At 65.6% G+C, this 16267-nt stretch carries 13 protein-coding genes; 7 read left to right on the top strand and 6 right to left on the bottom strand.

Annotated features, from left to right (window positions below; all coding sequences use genetic code 11):
* Positions 1-12: 12 nt before the first annotated feature.
* Genes J2S32_RS11535 through J2S32_RS11545 form a run of 3 tightly spaced genes read left to right on the top strand, consistent with a single transcriptional unit; the run spans position 13 to position 2784 of the window.
* Positions 13-2160, top strand: a complete 2148-nt coding sequence (locus tag J2S32_RS11535) for a S9 family peptidase (protein WP_253523090.1) — start codon at positions 13-15, stop codon at positions 2158-2160.
* Entirely contained in the window at positions 2157-2387 is a 231-nt protein-coding gene (locus J2S32_RS11540; protein WP_253521486.1) for a hypothetical protein, read from the top strand. The genes J2S32_RS11535 and J2S32_RS11540 overlap by 4 nt, the downstream gene beginning before the upstream one ends.
* Positions 2388-2391: 4 nt before the next feature.
* Positions 2392-2784, top strand: a complete 393-nt coding sequence (locus tag J2S32_RS11545; protein WP_253521489.1) for an acyl-CoA thioesterase — start codon at positions 2392-2394, stop codon at positions 2782-2784.
* 1 nt (position 2785) lies between these two features.
* On the opposite strand, the gene ald is transcribed toward J2S32_RS11545, so the two are convergent.
* The 4 genes from ald to J2S32_RS11565 all read right to left on the bottom strand — a co-directional run bounded on the left by ald (position 2786) and on the right by J2S32_RS11565 (position 8564).
* Positions 2786-3901 carry an alanine dehydrogenase gene (gene ald / locus J2S32_RS11550; protein ID WP_253521491.1) on the bottom strand — a complete coding sequence of 372 codons (1116 nt, stop codon included), beginning with the start codon at positions 3899-3901 and terminating at the stop codon, positions 2786-2788.
* Positions 3902-3986: 85 nt separating this feature from the next.
* Positions 3987-5573: a DUF389 domain-containing protein gene (locus J2S32_RS11555; RefSeq protein ID WP_253521494.1), complete on the bottom strand. Its 1587-nt coding sequence runs from the start codon at positions 5571-5573 to the stop codon at positions 3987-3989.
* Between the two features lie 73 nt (positions 5574-5646).
* Positions 5647-7980 (bottom strand): FtsK/SpoIIIE family DNA translocase, encoded by a 2334-nt coding sequence (locus J2S32_RS11560; RefSeq protein WP_253521496.1) that lies wholly within the window; start codon positions 7978-7980, stop codon positions 5647-5649.
* Between the two features lie 56 nt (positions 7981-8036).
* Entirely contained in the window at positions 8037-8564 is a 528-nt protein-coding gene (locus J2S32_RS11565; RefSeq protein ID WP_253521498.1) for a thiamine phosphate synthase, read from the bottom strand.
* A gap of 22 nt (positions 8565-8586) precedes the next feature.
* Between J2S32_RS11565 and J2S32_RS11570 the strand changes: the two genes are divergently transcribed.
* The gene (locus J2S32_RS11570) at positions 8587-9258 is read left to right on the top strand and encodes a YggS family pyridoxal phosphate-dependent enzyme (protein ID WP_253521501.1); all 672 of its coding nucleotides are present in this window, start codon (positions 8587-8589) and stop codon (positions 9256-9258) included.
* Between the two features lie 27 nt (positions 9259-9285).
* On the opposite strand, the gene J2S32_RS11575 is transcribed toward J2S32_RS11570, so the two are convergent.
* Together J2S32_RS11575 and J2S32_RS11580 are read right to left on the bottom strand one after the other, a co-directional pair.
* Entirely contained in the window at positions 9286-12045 is a 2760-nt protein-coding gene (locus tag J2S32_RS11575; RefSeq protein ID WP_253521503.1) for a [protein-PII] uridylyltransferase, read from the bottom strand.
* Entirely contained in the window at positions 12042-13736 is a 1695-nt protein-coding gene (locus J2S32_RS11580; RefSeq protein ID WP_253521506.1) for a class I adenylate-forming enzyme family protein, read from the bottom strand. Before J2S32_RS11580 ends, J2S32_RS11575 begins: the two co-directional genes overlap by 4 nt.
* Before the next feature lie 165 nt (positions 13737-13901).
* On the opposite strand from J2S32_RS11580, the gene lgt reads away from it, so the two are divergent.
* Genes lgt through J2S32_RS11595 form a run of 3 tightly spaced genes read left to right on the top strand, consistent with a single transcriptional unit; the run spans position 13902 to position 16266 of the window.
* Positions 13902-14777: a prolipoprotein diacylglyceryl transferase gene (gene lgt, locus J2S32_RS11585; protein ID WP_253521508.1), complete on the top strand. Its 876-nt coding sequence runs from the start codon at positions 13902-13904 to the stop codon at positions 14775-14777.
* Entirely contained in the window at positions 14774-15856 is a 1083-nt protein-coding gene (locus tag J2S32_RS11590) for a class I SAM-dependent methyltransferase (protein WP_253521510.1), read from the top strand. The genes lgt and J2S32_RS11590 overlap by 4 nt, the downstream gene beginning before the upstream one ends.
* The gene (locus J2S32_RS11595; RefSeq protein ID WP_253521513.1) at positions 15853-16266 is read left to right on the top strand and encodes a DUF2147 domain-containing protein; all 414 of its coding nucleotides are present in this window, start codon (positions 15853-15855) and stop codon (positions 16264-16266) included. Before J2S32_RS11590 ends, J2S32_RS11595 begins: the two co-directional genes overlap by 4 nt.
* Position 16267 lies beyond the last annotated feature (1 nt).

Here is a 16267-nt window from a genome sequence, read left to right on the forward strand (position 1 = left end):
CCCATGCCTTTCATGCGATACGCCGCGTTCCTATCTGCCGCATCGCTGGCGCTCAGCGCGCCGCTCCACGCCCAGAACTCCGAAGGGACCACAGTGCCACAGCCGACTTCGCCGCCGACTGCCGAAAAACGCGACCACAGCTATTCGCACCACGGGATCACGATTTCCGACCCCTACCACTGGCTGCGCGACCAGTCCTATCCGACGATCGACGACGAGGACGTGCTCGACCATCTGAAGGCCGAAAACGCGTGGTTCGAAGCGCGGATGAAGCCGCAGCAGCCGCTGGTCGACGAATTGTTCGCGGAGATGAAGGCGCGCATCAAGGAAGACGATTCCACCGTGCCGCAGCGCCGCGGGGATTATCTCTACTGGTCGGAGTTCGAGGAAGGCGCGGAATACCGCAAATATTACCGCAAGCCGGTTGCCGGGGGCGACGACGTCCTGATCCTCGACGAGAACGCGCTGGCCGAAGGGGTCGAATATTTCCGCCTGGGCGCGTTTTCGGTGTCGCAGAACGGCCGCTATCTCGCCTATTCCGCCGATACCAACGGCTCCGAACGCTTCACCGCGCGGATCAAGGACCTGGAAACGGGCGAACTGCTGCCCGACGAGATCCCCGGCACGCTGTCGGACCTCGTTTGGGTGAAGAACGACACGGCGCTGGTCTATGGCACTGCGGACGACAATTGGCGCGTCCACGATGCGACCATGCATGTCCTCGGAACGCCGGTCAGCGAAGACGTCGAACTCTACCGCGAAACCATCGACGAGGGTTTTCGCGTCGGCACCGGCCTGTCGGCACAGGAAGACTGGCTGATCATTTCGACCGGCGACAACGAGACCAGCGAAGTCCGCTTGGTGCCGGCCAGCGATCCCACGGCGGAGCAGGTGCTGGTCAAGCCGCGCCAGAAGGGCGTCGAATACGATGTCGATGTGCGCGACGGGATGGTGTGGGTCCATACCAATGACGACCACGTCAATTTCCGGCTGGCGACCGCCAAGCTCGAGACACCGGGCGACTGGACCACGCTGATCTCCGGATCGGACGAGTTTTACCTGACCGGTTTCGAACTGTTCAAGGACTTCTATGTCACCGAAGGGCGACTGCGCGGGCTCGACCAGATCCAGCTGCGCTCCTACAAGGATGCCAATCTGGTCAAGCCGATCGCCTTTGCCGAGGCCAGCTTCAGCGCAGGGCTGAGCAACAATCCCGAATACGATCAGGACACCCTGCGGCTGGCCTATGAGAGCATGGTCACGCCCGATTCGGTCTATGACTATCACGTCGCCACGGGCGAGCTCGAACTGCTCAAGCAGCAGGAAATCCCCAGCGGTTACGACCCCGCGCTCTACACCACCGAGCGTGTCGAGATCGCCGCGCGTGACGGCACGATGGTTCCGGTCAGCATTATCATGCGCAAGGACCGGCCGAAGACCGGGCCGCTGCACCTCTATGCCTACGGCGCTTACGGCTATGCGGTGCCACCGGGCTTCTCGACCTCACGGCTGAGCCTGGTCGATCGCGGCTATGCCTATGCCATCGCGCATATCCGCGGCGGCGACGACCTGGGCCGCAAGTGGTACCTGCAGGGCAAGCTCAACGAACGCACCAACACCTTCAACGACTTCGTTGACGTGGCGAAGGGGCTGGTCGCCAAGGGCTATACCGAGAAAGGCCGGATCAGCATTTCGGGCGGTTCGGCGGGCGGCGAGCTGATGGGCGCGGTGGTCAACACCGATCCCGAGCTGTGGGGCGCGGTGGTGGCGCATGTGCCCTTCGTCGATGTGCTGTCGACCATGCTCGACGGAGAACTGCCGCTGACGCCGGGCGAATGGCCGGAATGGGGCAACCCGATCCTGAGCAAGCAGGCCTTCGCCTATATTCTCAGCTACAGCCCCTACGACCAGGTGACGGCGCAGGATTACCCGCCGATGCTGGTGACCGCGGGTCTGAACGATCCGCGCGTGACCTATTGGGAGCCCGCCAAGTGGGTGGCCAAGCTGCGCGAGGTGAAGACCGGTGACAGCGAATTGCTGCTCAAGACCAATATGGGCGCGGGCCATGGCGGCAAGTCGGGCCGTTTCCAGTCGATCTACGAAACCGCCGAAGAGGTCGCCTTCATCCTGTGGCAGATGGGGGTTGCGGGCGCAGAATGAGCATTGTCGGGAAGATCCTTCTTGGTGTCTCCGTCGCAGCGGCGGGCGTCGTGCTCCTCGGAACGCTATTGCTAATGGACAAGAGTTATATGCCGATCCTCGCTCCGGTTGCGGTTATTGGCCTCGTGGCATGGTGCGTTGCCGGGGTCATCTTTTGGAAGCGCTGGTCGATCCTCCTACTACCGATCTTCGGCCTCCCCTTTCTGCCCACCGCCATCTGGTACTGACGCGATGTCAAACATCTTTCGCTCAGATTTCACCGCCGAGCCGCGCCACATCGACGAGATGGGGCACGTCAACAATGCGGTGTGGGTGCAGTGGATACAGGACATGGCGACCGCGCATTGGGACGCCGCGGCGCGGCCCGAGGACCGCGAGCAGTTTGTCTGGCTCGTGGTCCGCCACGAGATCGACTACCGCGGCAATATCGACCTGGGGCAAAGCGTCGAAGGCACGACCTGGATCGAAGGCGGGGCCCGCGGAGCCAAGTCGCTGCGCCGCGTCGATTTTCGCGATTCTGCGGGCCGGGTGATCGTCAGCGCGGCGACCACCTGGGCCATGCTCGATCGCACTTCGGGGCGCCCCGCGCGGGTGCGCCCCGAAGTGATCGCGCCGTTCCTCTGACCTAGCGGAGCAGTTCCGCCGCCGGGCGATAGTCGTAGCCGAGTTCGGTGGCGACCGCTTCATAGGTCACTTCGCCGCGGTGGACGTTGAGCCCTTCGGCGAGATGCGGATCGGCGGCGAGCGCATCCTTCCAGCCCATCCGCGCGATGCGCAGCGCATGCGGCAGCGTCACGTTGTTGAGCGCATAGGTGCTCGTGCGCGCCACCGCGCCGGGCATGTTGGCGACGCAATAATGCACGACATCGTCGATGACATAGGTCGGTTCGGCATGCGTCGTCGCGCGGCTGGTTTCGAAACACCCGCCCTGGTCGATCGCGACATCGACCAGCACCGCACCCTTGTGCATGTCCTTGAGCATCTCGCGCGTCACCAGCTTGGGTGCCGCGGCCCCGGGGATCAGCACCGCCCCGATCACCAGATCGGCATTGGTCACTGCGTCGTAGAGATTGGCCGCGTTGGAAAAGCGCGTGCTGGCGCGCGCCTCGAAATGCGTGCCGACCTTTTCGAGCACTTCGGGATCGCGATCGAGAATGGTCACGTCGGCACCGAGGCCGACCGCCATCTGCGCGGCATTGAAGCCGACCACGCCGCCGCCGATCACCACGACCTTGCCCGGCATCACGCCCGGGACACCGCCCAGCAGCACGCCGCGTCCGCCATGCGCCTTCTCGAGCGCGGTGGCGCCCGCCTGCACGCTCATTCGGCCGGCGACCTGGCTCATCGGCTTGAGCAGCGGCAGCTGGCCGCGCGGACCGGTTACCGTCTCATAGGCGATCGCGGTGACGCCGCTGTCGAGCAGTTCCTTCGTCTGGTCCGCATCGGGTGCCAGGTGCAGGTAAGTGTAGAGGATCTGGCCCTCGCGCAGCTTCTTGCGCTCGACCGACTGCGGCTCCTTGACCTTCACCACCATTTCGCATTCGGCGAAGATCGGATCGGGACCGTCGACGATTTTCGCCCCTGCGGCGACATATTGGTCGTCATTGGCGTCGATGCCGGCACCCGCCTGGGTCTCGATCCACACCTCATGGCCCTGCATGACGAGCTCTTTCGCGCTCTCGGGCGTCAGGCCGACGCGGTATTCGTGGTTCTTGATTTCCTTGGGGCTGCCGATGCGCATGGGGGGACTCCTTGATTGCGCGCGTCCGTTACAACTGCAACCAAGCGGCGGCAAGCCTGGCCCCTTCTTGCATGCCGGGCCGGGTCTAGTCGGGCACAGTGCCCGCAGCCGTCGACCAGGCGGCGGTCACGGTATTCCCGCCTCCCGATGTGCGAGTGTCGATATAGCGGGCGTCCGCGCCGAGCGCCTGCGTCACTACGGCAAGCGCACTTTCGCTGCCACTCAAGGTGATCCGCAGGCCGGTGCGCCGCGCAGCCCAGCCGATCAGCGCGACCCGCGACGTATTCGCGTCATCAAGACCCTCTTCGCCGACGGTAACCTCGGGCAGGGCGACAAGGGGCGGACGTAAATCGACCGTCCAGCCCGGCGTCGTGCGCTCGAGCCGCTGCTCCAGCTGGCGGTAGCCCGAGAGGGTGAGGCCTGCGAGCGGTTGTGCGGTCGCCTGAACCGTCTGGTTCTCGCGATCGAGCATCACATCCTTGCGCGCGACTCCGGCGATCAGAGCGACGCTTTGCCCCAGTGTCGCGATCTGGCGCTCGCTCGCCTCGGCCGCCTCGCGCACGCGCGCCTGCGCCAATGCGGCCTGCTCGGCGGCGCCCGGATCTGTACCGACCTGGAACTGGTCGATCGTCACCACCACCGGCCGGCCCAGCCGCTGCGACAGCCGTTCGGCCACCTCGCTGTCGGCGCCGGGATTGAACTCGGGGGTAAAGACGCTGGCGGCGATGGTTACGGGTTCGGCCGCCCAATTGACGATCGGCTGTTCGACCCGCGCGCGTCCGGTGAAGGCCTCGGCGACCTCTTGGTTGACGATTCGCTGGCCGTTCGCCTCCCAGGCAATCGTCCTCAGCGAGAAGCCGAGCGGCACCGCCAGCGAGACGAACACCGCCACCATCACCATCGACTGCAACCGGGTCTGGCGGTGCGTCATGTCCGACTGGAAGCCGTAGAGCCGCGCCATCAGCGCAGCGGTCAGGCCGATCGTCACGAGGTTGGTGATGAACAGGCCCAGCGCGCCGCCGAAGACCGTCCAATTGAAGGTGGCGAGGCCGAAGCCCACCACCGCCAGCGGCGGCATCAGGGCGGTGGCGATCGCCACGCCCACGATCGTGCCTTCGCGCCCGCGGATCACGGCATAGGATCCGGCCAGCGCCGAAAACAGCGCGACCAGCAAGTCGAACAGATTGGGCCGCGTGCGCGCGGCGATTTCCTCGGTCACCGTCTGCAACGGCGAGAAATAGACGATCAGCGCACAGAACAGGATCGCGAAGACCGACCCCGCCACCAGCGCCTTGCCGCAGCGCCGCAGCCAATCGGCATCGCCCGTGGCGAGCGAGAAGCCGGTGCCGAGGATCGGGTTCATCAGCGGCGAGAGCAGCATGGCGCCGATGACCACCGCAGGCGACGACAGCAGCAGGCCGAGGATCGCGATGCCCGCGCTCATCGCGGTCATGAAGATATAGCGGCTGGTGAGCAGCGATTCGCCGCGCACGCGTTCGATCGTGGCGACATGGTCGAGATCGGCGATCACCCCGTCGCGCCACCACATGCGCACTTCGACCAGCGCGCGCAGTATCGTCAACCGGCTGATCGGACGGCGGCTGGCGAACGCTCCGGTGCGGGCCTTGTCGGTCTCGGCTGTGCTTGCGGTGTCGTCGGTGGGGCTGGTCATCGGCGCGCTATCTAGCTCGCCCATCCCCGCGAGTCGCGCGGATTCTGAACCTCGTGGTTCGTCCGTATGGCGGTCAGAGCGGATTGCCGTCCTGATCGCGGAATATCTCGCGCCGCCCGACATGGTTGGCGGGGCCCACCAGCCCTTCGCTTTCCATGCGTTCGATCCACTTGGCGGCGGTATTGTAACCTACGCCCATCTGACGCTGCAGCCATGAACCCGATGCCTTCTGGTTTTCGATCACGATCTGGCAGGCCTGGCGATACTTGCGCTCTTCGGGATTGTCCGACGCGGTAAATTCGTCCTCGAAGTTGAAACCGCCATCCTCCGGCTCCTCGGTCACGGCATCGACGTAATCGGGCTTGCCCTGCGCGCGCCAGTGGGTCGCGACGCGTTCGACTTCCTCGTCGCTGACGAAGGGGCCGTGAACGCGGATCATCGCGCCGGTATTGGGCTTGTAGAGCATGTCGCCCTTGCCCAGCAGCTGTTCGGCACCCTGCTCGCCGAGGATCGTGCGGCTGTCGATGCGGCTGGTCACCTTGAAGCTGATGCGCGTCGGCAGGTTCGCCTTGATGACGCCGGTGATGACATCGACCGAGGGGCGCTGCGTCGCCATGATCAGATGGATGCCGGCGGCGCGGCTCTTCTGCGACAGCCGCTGGATCAGCACTTCGATTTCCTTGCCCACGGTGACCATCAGATCGGCCAGCTCGTCGACGATCAGCACGATCAGCGGCAGCGGTTCGTAATCGAGCTGCTCTTCCTCGTAGAGTTCCTCGCCGGTTTCGGGGTCGAAGCCGGTCTGCACGCGGCGGCCAAGCGGCTTGCCCTTCTCGATCGCCTTGCCGACCTTCTCGTTGAAGCCGGCGATATTGCGCGAATTGACCGACGACATCATCCGGTAGCGCCGCTCCATCTCCTCGACCGCCCATTTGAGCGCGCGCACGCTCTTGTGCGGCTCGGTCACCACCGGGCTGAGCAGGTGGGGGATGTCATCATAGCTCTTCAGCTCGAGCACTTTGGGGTCGATCAGGATCAACCGGCATTCGTCGGGCGTGAAGCGATAGAGCAGCGACAGCAGGATGGCGTTCAGTCCGACCGACTTGCCCGAACCGGTGGTGCCCGCGACCAGCAGATGCGGCATCGCGGCCAGATCGGCGACGATCGGTTCGCCTGCGATATCCTTGCCGAGGATCATCGGCAGGCTGCCCTGGTGGTCGACGAATGCTGCCGAATTGGCGAGCTGCTTGTAGCTGACCATCTGGCGATCGGCATTGGGCAATTCGATGCCGATGACCGTCTTGCCCGGGATCGGCGACACGCGCGCGCTGATCGCCGACATGTTGCGCGCGATGTCTTCGGCCAGCCCGACCACGCGGCTGGCCTTGATGCCGGGCGCGGGTTCGAGCTCGTACATGGTGACCACCGGCCCCGCGCGCACCGCGGTGATCTCGCCCTTGACGTTGAAATCGTCGAGCACGTTTTCGAGCAGCCGCGCATTGCGTTCGAGCGCCATCTTGTCGAGCTTGGGCGCGGTATGATCGGGGGCGTCGTCGAGCAGGTCGTGGCTCGGCAGCTGGTAATTGGCGAACATGTCGCGCTGCTTGGCCTTGGCCGGCCTTGGCTGAACCGGGGTCGGCGCAGGATCGGCGATTTCGGGTGCGCGCCGCGGCTCGTTCATCGGCACCGGCTCCGCCTCGTCATCCTCGGACGATTTGGCCGCGCGCTTCTGCTTCTTCGGCGCGAGCGGCAGGTCGAGCTCGGGCAGCTGCGCCTTGCGTTTCACGAAGTCGGGCAGGGTGAGGAATTGCGCCCAGTCGATCGCGAAGACGCGGGTAACCAGCGCGATGCCGCCGCCCAGCGCGATCAGGGCGAGGACCAGCACGATCCAGCCGGAGAATGCGCCGCCGAAGCGCTCCGCCACCGCTTCGATCCCCAGCCCGCCGAGCTGGCCGAACAATCCGCCGACACCTGCGGGCAGGCTGCCGGTGGCGGGATCGAAAACCAGTGCCAGCACCGTGTCGAGCAGCGCGATCGCGGCGAGCAGCATGGCGACAGGGCGCCACCAGCGGCCGGGCGTTTCCTCCTCGTCCTCGCGCTCGACCCCGGTCCACAGCCGCCGCGCGGAGATATAGAACAGCGGAAGCAGCAGCACTGCGGGCAGGCCGAGGAAATTGAGCGCGCGTTCGCTCGCCCAGGCCCCGCTGGCGCCCATCCAGTTGCGGATGTCCGCCCCGCTGGCTGCGGTCGAGGGGCTGGGGTCGGTCTGGGTGTAACTCGCCAGTGCCAGCGTCAGGAAAACGAGCAGCGCGAACAGCACTCCGGCGCCCGCCATATGCGTGGCACGGCGGAAGGAGCGGCGAAACGCCGCGCGCCAATCGGGTGCTGCGCCTGCGCGCGAAGCCATGTAGGGTCCCCTGATCCGTTGAGAGCGCGCAGTATGAATCCTCGGGGACTCCGCCGTCAAGCGGCCTTCGTCGAACCGAGTCCGTCGATCGCGCCCCAGCGTGGCCAGTCGAGTTCGCGCGCGCGTTCGTGGGTCATGCCGCCCAGCGCGATGACGGGGACGGGTGACCGGTCCGCCAGTGCATGAAACCCGGCCGCGCCCAGCGTGGCGGCGCCGGGGTGCGAGGCGGTCGGGAAGACCGGCGAGAGGAAGATGCCGTCGGCCTGCGCCGCCACGGCGGCCTGCATTTCCTGCTCGTCATGCGCGGTGGCAAGCCGCAGGCCGCGGCCGAGCTTCTCGGGCACGCCGTAATGGCCATCCGCGCCCCACTCCTGCGTATCGCCGAGCACGACCACATGCCCGTATGCCTGCGCTACGGCGGCGAGGGTGTCGAACCGCGCGCGCCGTGCGGCGGGGCCCAGGTGGTAGTGGCGAAAGACGAAGCCCGAACCTTGCGGGAGCGCCGCGAGCGCTTCCTCCAGCCGCGCGTCGTTGCGGGCATCGCTTAGCAACCAGATCAGCGGGAGGGACTGTTTATCGCGCATATTGTCGCTATAGCGCGCCGCGATGGAAAAGGCAGAGACCCCGCTTCAGCAAGTGCAGGCGACTATCGCGCAGGCCTGCCAGATCGCCCGCCGCGAGCCGGGCGAGGTGACGCTGATTGCCGTCAGCAAGATGCACCCCGCCGCCGCGATCGAACCGCTGCTGCGTGAAGGCCAGCGTCATTTTGGCGAAAACCGCGTGCAGGAAGCGCAGGGCAAGTGGCCCGCGCTGCGCGAGGCGCATCCCGCGGTCCAGTTGCACCTCATCGGCCAGTTGCAGTCGAACAAGGCCGACGATGCCGTCGCGCTGTTCGATGTCATCCACTCGCTCGACCGGCCCAGCCTCGTCAAGGCGCTGGGCAAGGCGATGGACAAGGCGGGCAAGCGCGTGCCCTGCTTCGTGCAGGTCGATCTGGGCGAGGAACAGCAAAAGGGCGGCTGCCCGCTGGCCGAGTTGCCCGCACTGCTCGACCAGGCGCGCTCGGCCGATATCCCGATCGCGGGGCTGATGTGCCTGCCGCCCGCCGATATCGAGCCCGCGCCGTTCTTCGCCTTCCTCGACAAGCTCGCGCGCGACCACGGCCTTGAAGGCCGCAGCATGGGCATGAGCGGGGACTACGAAACCGCGATCAAGCTGGGCGCGACGCATGTGCGTGTGGGCACCGCGCTGTTCGGCGCGCGTCCCCCGCAGGTCTGACGGGCCAGCCGGGTACGGCCTGCCCCGTCACGCGTTCTCGAGGCGGTCCTGCGTGGCATCGCTGGCGGCTTCCATCAGCCGCGCTTCGATACGGTTCATCCGCTCGCCCGGCTCCAGCTTTCCGCCCGTAAGGTCGGTCACGTAGAAGGTGTCCGCCGCGCGTTCGCCGTAATTGGTGATATGCGCCGAATGCACCACCAGCCGGCTTTCGAACAGCGCGCGCGCCAGGCGGTTGAGCAGCGCCGAACGGTCGCGCGCATTGACTTCGATGACGGTGAACTTGTTCGACGCCTTGTTGTCGAACAGGACACGCGGGGCGACGTCGAAGGCGCGCGCGCGGCTATGCGGCAGCGGACGCTGCGCGAGGCGCGGGGCAAGATCGACCCGATGCGCCAGCGCATCGGCAATGCTTTTCTTCAGCCGGTCGAGCTGGCCCGCTTCGGCGAAGGGTTCGCCATGCGGGTCCTGGACGAGGAAATTGTCCAGCGCCCAGCCCATGCGCGTGGTGTGGATACGCGCATCGATGATGTTTCCGCCAGCCAGGTGGATGCCGCCCGCAATGCGATAGAACAGACCCGGATGGTCGGCGGCGATCACCGTGACGAGCGTGGCCCCGCGCGCCTCGTAATATTCGCAATGGATCGACAGTTCGTGCTCCGCCGCGCGCGCCGCGGCATAATGCACCAGGTTGAGCGCGATGATATCGGTCGGCTCGGCGATCCAATAGGCATCGCCCACAGTCTCGGCGAGATCCTCGACCAGACCCGAGCGCTCGCCGAGCAAATCGACCACCTCGGCCTGCTTGTGCGCGACCTTCTGGTCGCGGCCATGGCGCATATGCCCCAGCCGCAGGCGTTCGCTGGAGACGTCGTACAGCTCGCCCAGCAATTGCCCCTTCCAGCTGTTCCACGTGCCGGGCCCGACCGCGCGGATATCGACTGCGGTGAGGATGGCGAGATGGCGCAGCCGTTCGTGGCTCTGCACATGCCCGACGAAATCCTCGATCGTCTTGGGATCGGTCAGGTCGCGTTTTTGCGCGGTGTGGCTCATCAGCAAATGGTTGCGCACCAGCCAGGCGACCATCTCGGTCTCGCTTTCGGTGAGGCCGAAGCGCGGGCACAGGTCCTCGGCAACTTCCGCCCCGAGCACCGAATGGTCGCCCCCGCGGCCCTTGGCGATATCGTGTAGCAGTGCGGCGACATAGGCGGTGCGGCGCGATCCCACCTTGTGGATCAGCCGCGTCGCGCGCGGATGGTCGCCCGCCAGTTCGCCCTTCTCGATCTGGTTGAGCAGGCCGATCGCGCGAATGGTATGCTCGTCCACCGTATAATGGTGGTACATGTCGAACTGCATCTGCGCGTTGACCTTGCCGAAATCGGGCACGAATTTCCCGAAGACGTTGGCCTCGTTCATCCAGCGCAAGACCATTTCGGGATCGTTACGGCCGCACAGCAGGTCGAGGAACAGCGCATTGGCGCGGGCATCCTCGCGAATCTTGTGGTCGATCAGCCCGCTGTCGCGATTGGCCTGGCGCATGGTTTCGGGGTGGATTTCGAGCTCTTCGGCTTCGGCCAGCTGGAAAATTTCGATCAGTCGCACCGGATCCTGCTTGAACCATTCGTCCGTCGGCGCGGCGATCTTTCCGCCATAGACCCGGTATCCCTTGAGGATACGCGCCTTCTGCTTCCACCCGGCGAAGAACCCGCGCCGCGCGGTCTTGGCCTCGAACTGTTCGTCGATATGCGCGAGGAAAATGCCGGTCAGCGATCCGACCCGCTTCGCCTGCAGGAAATAGAATTGCATGAACCGTTCGACCGAGCTCTTGCCCGGCCGCTCGGCGAAATTCATCCGCTCGGCAATGCGGCGCTGGAGGTCGAAGGTCAGCCGGTCCTCGGCGCGCCCGGTCAGCACATGCATATGGCTGCGCACTGCGAGCAGGAAGTTTTCCGCGCGGCGGAAGCTGCGGTATTCGGCCGGGGTAAACAGGCCGACATCGACCAGTTCGGCGGCGGCGCGGACGCGGTGGATGAACTTGCCGATCCAGTAGAGCGTATGCAGGTCGCGCAGGCCCCCCTTGCCGTCCTTCACATTGGGTTCGACGACATAGCGGCTGTCGCCCATGCGCTTGTGGCGCGCATTGCGCTCGGCCAGTTTCTCAGTGACGAAGGCGCGCTCGTTGCCGCGCACGACTTCGGTCGTAAAGCGGCGCGAGCCCTCGTCGTAAAGCTCCTGGTCGCCCCAGACATAGCGCCCTTCGAGCAGCGCGGTGCGGATGGTCAGGTCGTTCTTCGACAGCCGCATCGCTTCGTCGAGCGTGCGCGTCGAATGACCGACCTTCAGCCCGAGATCCCACATCAGGTAGAGCATCGCCTCGACCACCTGCTCGCACCAGGCGGTTTTCTTGCCGCCGACGAGGAAGGCGATGTCGACATCCGAATGCGGCGACATTTCCGCGCGGCCATAGCCGCCCACCGCCATCACCGCGAGCCGTTCGGCCTGCGAGCGATTGGCGCTGGAATAGAGATGGGTGGTCGCGTGATCGTGGATCACCCGGATCAGCTGGTCGATCAGGAAGGCGAAGCCGCCCGCATTCTCGTGCCCTGCCGAAGGCTTTTCCTCGAGCCGCCGCTCGAGCTCGGCACGGCCCTGGTCGAGCGCGGCCTTGAGCAGCGCCACCACATGCGGGCGGGCCTTGTCGCCGTGCTCCCCGACCAGCGCCTCGATCCCGGAGGCGAGCTGCCGCCGGTCGATGATGGCACGCTGGCGGGGGACACGGGTCACGCTCAAGCGGCCAGGTGCTCCTTGGCGTAGGTCGCCTTGACGGTGCGCTTGTCGACCTTCTGCGTACCAAGGCGGGGAAGCTGTTCCTCGCTCTGCCACATGACCGACGGCACCTTGAAGGCGGCGATGTGTTCGCGCAGGAACTCCTGCAGTTCCTCGACCGACAGGCTCTGCCCCGGATGCGGATAATAGACCGCCGCCGGAATTTCGCCGAAGCGTTCGTCGGGCAGGCCGAAGACCGAGCATTCGGCAACCTTGGGATGCGCGTAGATCGCTTCTTCGACTTCGATGCAGCTGATGTTCTCGCCGCCGCGGATGATGATGTCCTTCTTGCGATCGACGATGAAGAGGTAATTGTCCTCGTCGAGATAGCCGAGATCGCCGGTGCGGAAATAGGCATCGTCCGAATAGGCCGCCTTGGTCGCGTCCTCGTTCTTCCAATAGCCGAGGAAGTTGCACACCGAGCGGATCGAAACCTCGCCGATCTTGCCCTGCTCGAGCGGTTTGCCGTCATCGTCGAGAATGGCCATGTCGACCAGCGGCCGCGAGGGCATGCCGGTGCTGTTGGGCTTGGCGAGATAGTTCTCGTTCAAATTGCCCGCGCCGACACCATTGGTTTCGGTCAGGCCATAGCCCAGCGCGGGGAAGCCGTCCTTGAACGCATCCTTGATCTTCTTGACGTGTTCGATCGGGCGGGCCGCGCCGCCACCGGCGAAGGTCTTGCACTGCGACAGATCGTATTTCTCGCGCTCGGGATGGACCGCGATCTCATAGCTCATCAGCGGAACGCCGACGAAATAGGTGATCTGTTCCTTCTCGAGCAGTTCGAGCGCGTTGGTCGCATCCCACTTGGGCATCAGCACCAGCTTGCGGCCCATGGCGAAGCTTTGCAGCATGAGCGGCACTTCGCCGGTCACATGGAACAGCGGCACCGCCACCAGCGCGCTCGGCTGGACGGTCGGCGCGGCGTCGTTCTCGGTCAGCAGCTGGAGCATCATCGCCGTCTGGCAGACGTAGTTCATCGTGCCCGACACGACGCCGAGATGATCCGAATAGGCGCCCTTGGGATGGCCGGTCGATCCCGAGGTATAAAGGATGGTGGCAAGATCGTCGGGACCGAGCTGGCCGAGCATGGCCATCGCGGTATTGCCCGCCGCCCAGATGGGGGCGAGTCCTTCGGACGGAACGCCGTGGTCGAACACGACGACCTTGGCGCCATGCTGGACCCCTTCGAGCCGTTCGGCGCGCTGCGCATCGGCCAGCACCAGCTTGCACTCGCACAGGTCGATTCCGTAGGCCAGTTCCTCGCCGGTCCACCAGCCGTTGAGCAGCGTGGCGCAGCCGCCCGCCATCAGGATGCCCATATAGGCGATGATCCAGTTGGCCGAATTGCGCGCGGCAATACCGACCCGGTCGCCCTTGGCGATCCCGTGCTCGGTCGCAAGGCTATGCGCGACATGCGAGGCCGCGCCCCAAACTTCGCCGAAGGTCAGCCGCATTTCGCCATCGACGATGAACAGCTCGTCCTTCTTCTCGTTGCAGAAATGCGCGAAATAATGCGCCACGCTGGGCGGCGCATTCTTGAACGCGGGCATGGTAACGCCGCGGCGGGTGACTTCGGTCAGCTCGAACATCTGGCCGGGTTCGGTCACTGCCCTGGTGATCCGGTCGATATCCTTGTCGAGTTGTGTCGGCATGGGTTGTTTCGTGTCCTCTCCAAATCGGCACGCGGCCTCGTGCTCGAGGCTCGCGCATGAACTGCGGCTCGACGCAGGCTTTCCCCAAATCCCCTGCTATGCCAAAAGCCGCCCCCGATGGGTCGCCGGACGCGGCCTTGGGCACACCTCTAAGGGGATAACCACTTGCTGTCACTACTGGCTGCATCGGGCGCGGCAGAGCCGATCTACTGGGAGAATCTGGGGCTACGGCCCTATCTCTTCGAGATCGGCGGCTTCCAGCTGCGCTTCTACTCGCTCGCCTACCTGCTCGGCATCCTGCTGGGCTATTGGCACCTGTCGAAGATGATCAAGGCCCCCGGCGCGCCGATGGCGCAGCGCCATGCGGACGATCTGTTCTTCTATTGCACGCTCGGGGTCATCCTCGGCGGGCGACTCGGCTATGCGGCCTTCTACAAGCCCGAACTGTTCGCCAGCGCGGATGTGTTCAAGCTGTGGGAAGGCGGGATGAGCTTCCACGGCGGGGTCATCGGCGTATTGATCGCGATTACCTGGGTCGCCTGGCGCGGCGGTCTGAACTGGCTCCGCATCACCGATTACATCGCGGTCAATGTCCCGCTCGCCTATATGCTCGGGCGGCTGGCGAATTTCGTCAATGGCGAGCTTTACGGACGCCCGGTCGAAGGCGGCTTCCCGCTGGCGATGATATTCCCGACCGATCCGGACCAACTGCCGCGCCATCCCAGCCAGCTGTACCAGGCCGGGTTCGAAGGCCTGCTGCTCGGGTTGCTGCTGCTGGCCATGTTCTGGAAGACGCCAGCGCGCTATCGCCCGGGTCTCCTCGTCGGCATCTTCACCATCGGCATGGGGCTGGGCCGGTTCCTGATGGAGTTTTTCCGCGAACCCGATGCGCATCTGGCGCATGTAGTGGTCGAAACCGGCCTGTCGCGCGGCCAGTGGCTGAGCCTGCCGATGATCGGCGTTGGGCTGGCAGTGCTCGTCTATGCATTGCTGCGCCCGGCCATCGGTAGCGCCAAGGCATCCCCGTCGACGCAGGCATGACCGAACCGGGCGAGCCCGCGCTGGGGGCGGTCTTCCGCCGTCTGATCGCCCAGCACGGGCCAATGCCTGTGGCGCGCTATATGGGTGAGAGCAATGCGCGCTATTACACCAGCCGCGACCCGCTCGGCGCGGCGGGCGATTTCACCACCGCACCCGAAATCAGCCAGATGTTCGGCGAAATGGCGGGGCTGTGGCTGGCGGATATCTGGGCGCGGGCGGGACGTCCGGCGGATGCGATCTATGTCGAGCTCGGCCCTGGACGCGGGACGCTGGCGAAGGATGCGCTGCGCGCGATGGCAAGCCAGGGGCTGCATCCCGACGTGCACCTCGTCGAAGGGTCCGAAGCGCTGCGCGCGGTGCAGGGTACCGCGCTCGCCGGCGCGCAGTTCCACGATTCGCTCGACAGCCTGCCCGACGATCGCCCGATCCTGCTGCTTGCCAACGAGTTTCTCGACGCGCTGCCGGTCCGCCAGCTGGTTATGACCACAAAGGGGTGGCGCGAGCGCATGGTGGGGCTGGAGGAGGATCGCTTCGCCTTCGTCGCGGGGCCCAGCCCGATGGACGAGGTCGTGCCCGAGGCGCAGCGCGCCGCGGCTGCCGGAACCGTGATCGAAACCTGCCCCGCCGCCGCCGCGCTGGTCCAATCGCTCGCGCAGCGGCTCGATGTGCAGGGCGGCGCGGCGCTGTTCATCGATTATGGCCATGTGGCCCCGCGCCATGGCTCGACGCTGCAGGCGGTGCAGGCGCATCAGAAAGTCGATGTGTTCGCCGCGCCCGGCGAGATGGATCTCACCGCGCATGTCGATTTCGCGACGCTCGACACGATCGCGCGGCGCGAAGGCGTGGCGAGCTCGCTGACCACGCAGGGTGCCTGGCTCGCCGCGATGGGAATCGGCTTGCGCGCGCAGGGATTGGCATCCGCCGCGCCCGAGCGTTCGCAAGAGATCAAGGCCGCGCACGACCGGCTCGTTCAGCCGCAGGCCATGGGCGAATTGTTCAAATGCATGGCCCTGTCTGCCCGCGACTGGCCGCGTGGGGCGGGCTTTCCCGAAGGCCAGCGGAGGACGCCCCCGTCATGAAACACCTGCTTGCTGTTGCCGCGCTTGTGCTGGCCGCCACGCCGCTGGCCGCCGCCGAACCGATCGAAGGCCGCTGGGTGACCGCGGAAAAGGACGCCGTCGTGCAGATCAGCGATTGCGGACGCAGTATCTGCGGGCGGATCGCCAAATTCCTCGTCACGCCGCCGCAGGGCGCCGACCAGCGCGACGTCAACAACCGCGATGCCGCCAAGCGCAGCCGCAAGCTGCTCGGCATGGCGATCCTCACCGGCTTCACCGAAGACGAGGATTCGTGGCGCGGCGAAATCTACGATCCCAACAACGGCAAGACCTATCGTTCGATAGTGCGCCGCCGCGGTCCCGACCGGCTCGAGGTCAAGGGCTGCATCGGCCCCTTCTGCCAGACGCAGGTCTGGCAGCGCGCACGCTAGC

It is taken from the genome of Qipengyuania citrea (genome assembly GCF_024171405.1).
Classification (GTDB): Bacteria; Pseudomonadota; Alphaproteobacteria; order Sphingomonadales; family Sphingomonadaceae; genus Qipengyuania; species Qipengyuania profunda.

Excerpts from the sequence above, each read along its gene's own strand:
- J2S32_RS11590 (WP_253521510.1), top strand. The coding sequence starts at position 14,774 with ATGACCGAACCGGGCGAGCCCGCGCTGGGGGCGGTCTTCCGCCGTCTG.
- J2S32_RS11595 (WP_253521513.1), top strand. The coding sequence starts at position 15,853 with ATGAAACACCTGCTTGCTGTTGCCGCGCTTGTGCTGGCCGCCACGCCG.
- J2S32_RS11535 (WP_253523090.1), top strand. The coding sequence starts at position 13 with ATGCGATACGCCGCGTTCCTATCTGCCGCATCGCTGGCGCTCAGCGCG.
- J2S32_RS11565 (WP_253521498.1), bottom strand. The coding sequence starts at position 8,564 with ATGCGCGATAAACAGTCCCTCCCGCTGATCTGGTTGCTAAGCGATGCC.
- ald (WP_253521491.1), bottom strand. The coding sequence starts at position 3,901 with ATGCGCATCGGCAGCCCCAAGGAAATCAAGAACCACGAATACCGCGTC.
- J2S32_RS11540 (WP_253521486.1), top strand. The coding sequence starts at position 2,157 with ATGAGCATTGTCGGGAAGATCCTTCTTGGTGTCTCCGTCGCAGCGGCG.
- J2S32_RS11580 (WP_253521506.1), bottom strand. The coding sequence starts at position 13,736 with ATGCCGACACAACTCGACAAGGATATCGACCGGATCACCAGGGCAGTG.
- J2S32_RS11545 (WP_253521489.1), top strand. The coding sequence starts at position 2,392 with ATGTCAAACATCTTTCGCTCAGATTTCACCGCCGAGCCGCGCCACATC.
- J2S32_RS11555 (WP_253521494.1), bottom strand. The coding sequence starts at position 5,573 with ATGACCAGCCCCACCGACGACACCGCAAGCACAGCCGAGACCGACAAG.
- J2S32_RS11560 (WP_253521496.1), bottom strand. The coding sequence starts at position 7,980 with ATGGCTTCGCGCGCAGGCGCAGCACCCGATTGGCGCGCGGCGTTTCGC.
- J2S32_RS11570 (WP_253521501.1), top strand. The coding sequence starts at position 8,587 with ATGGAAAAGGCAGAGACCCCGCTTCAGCAAGTGCAGGCGACTATCGCG.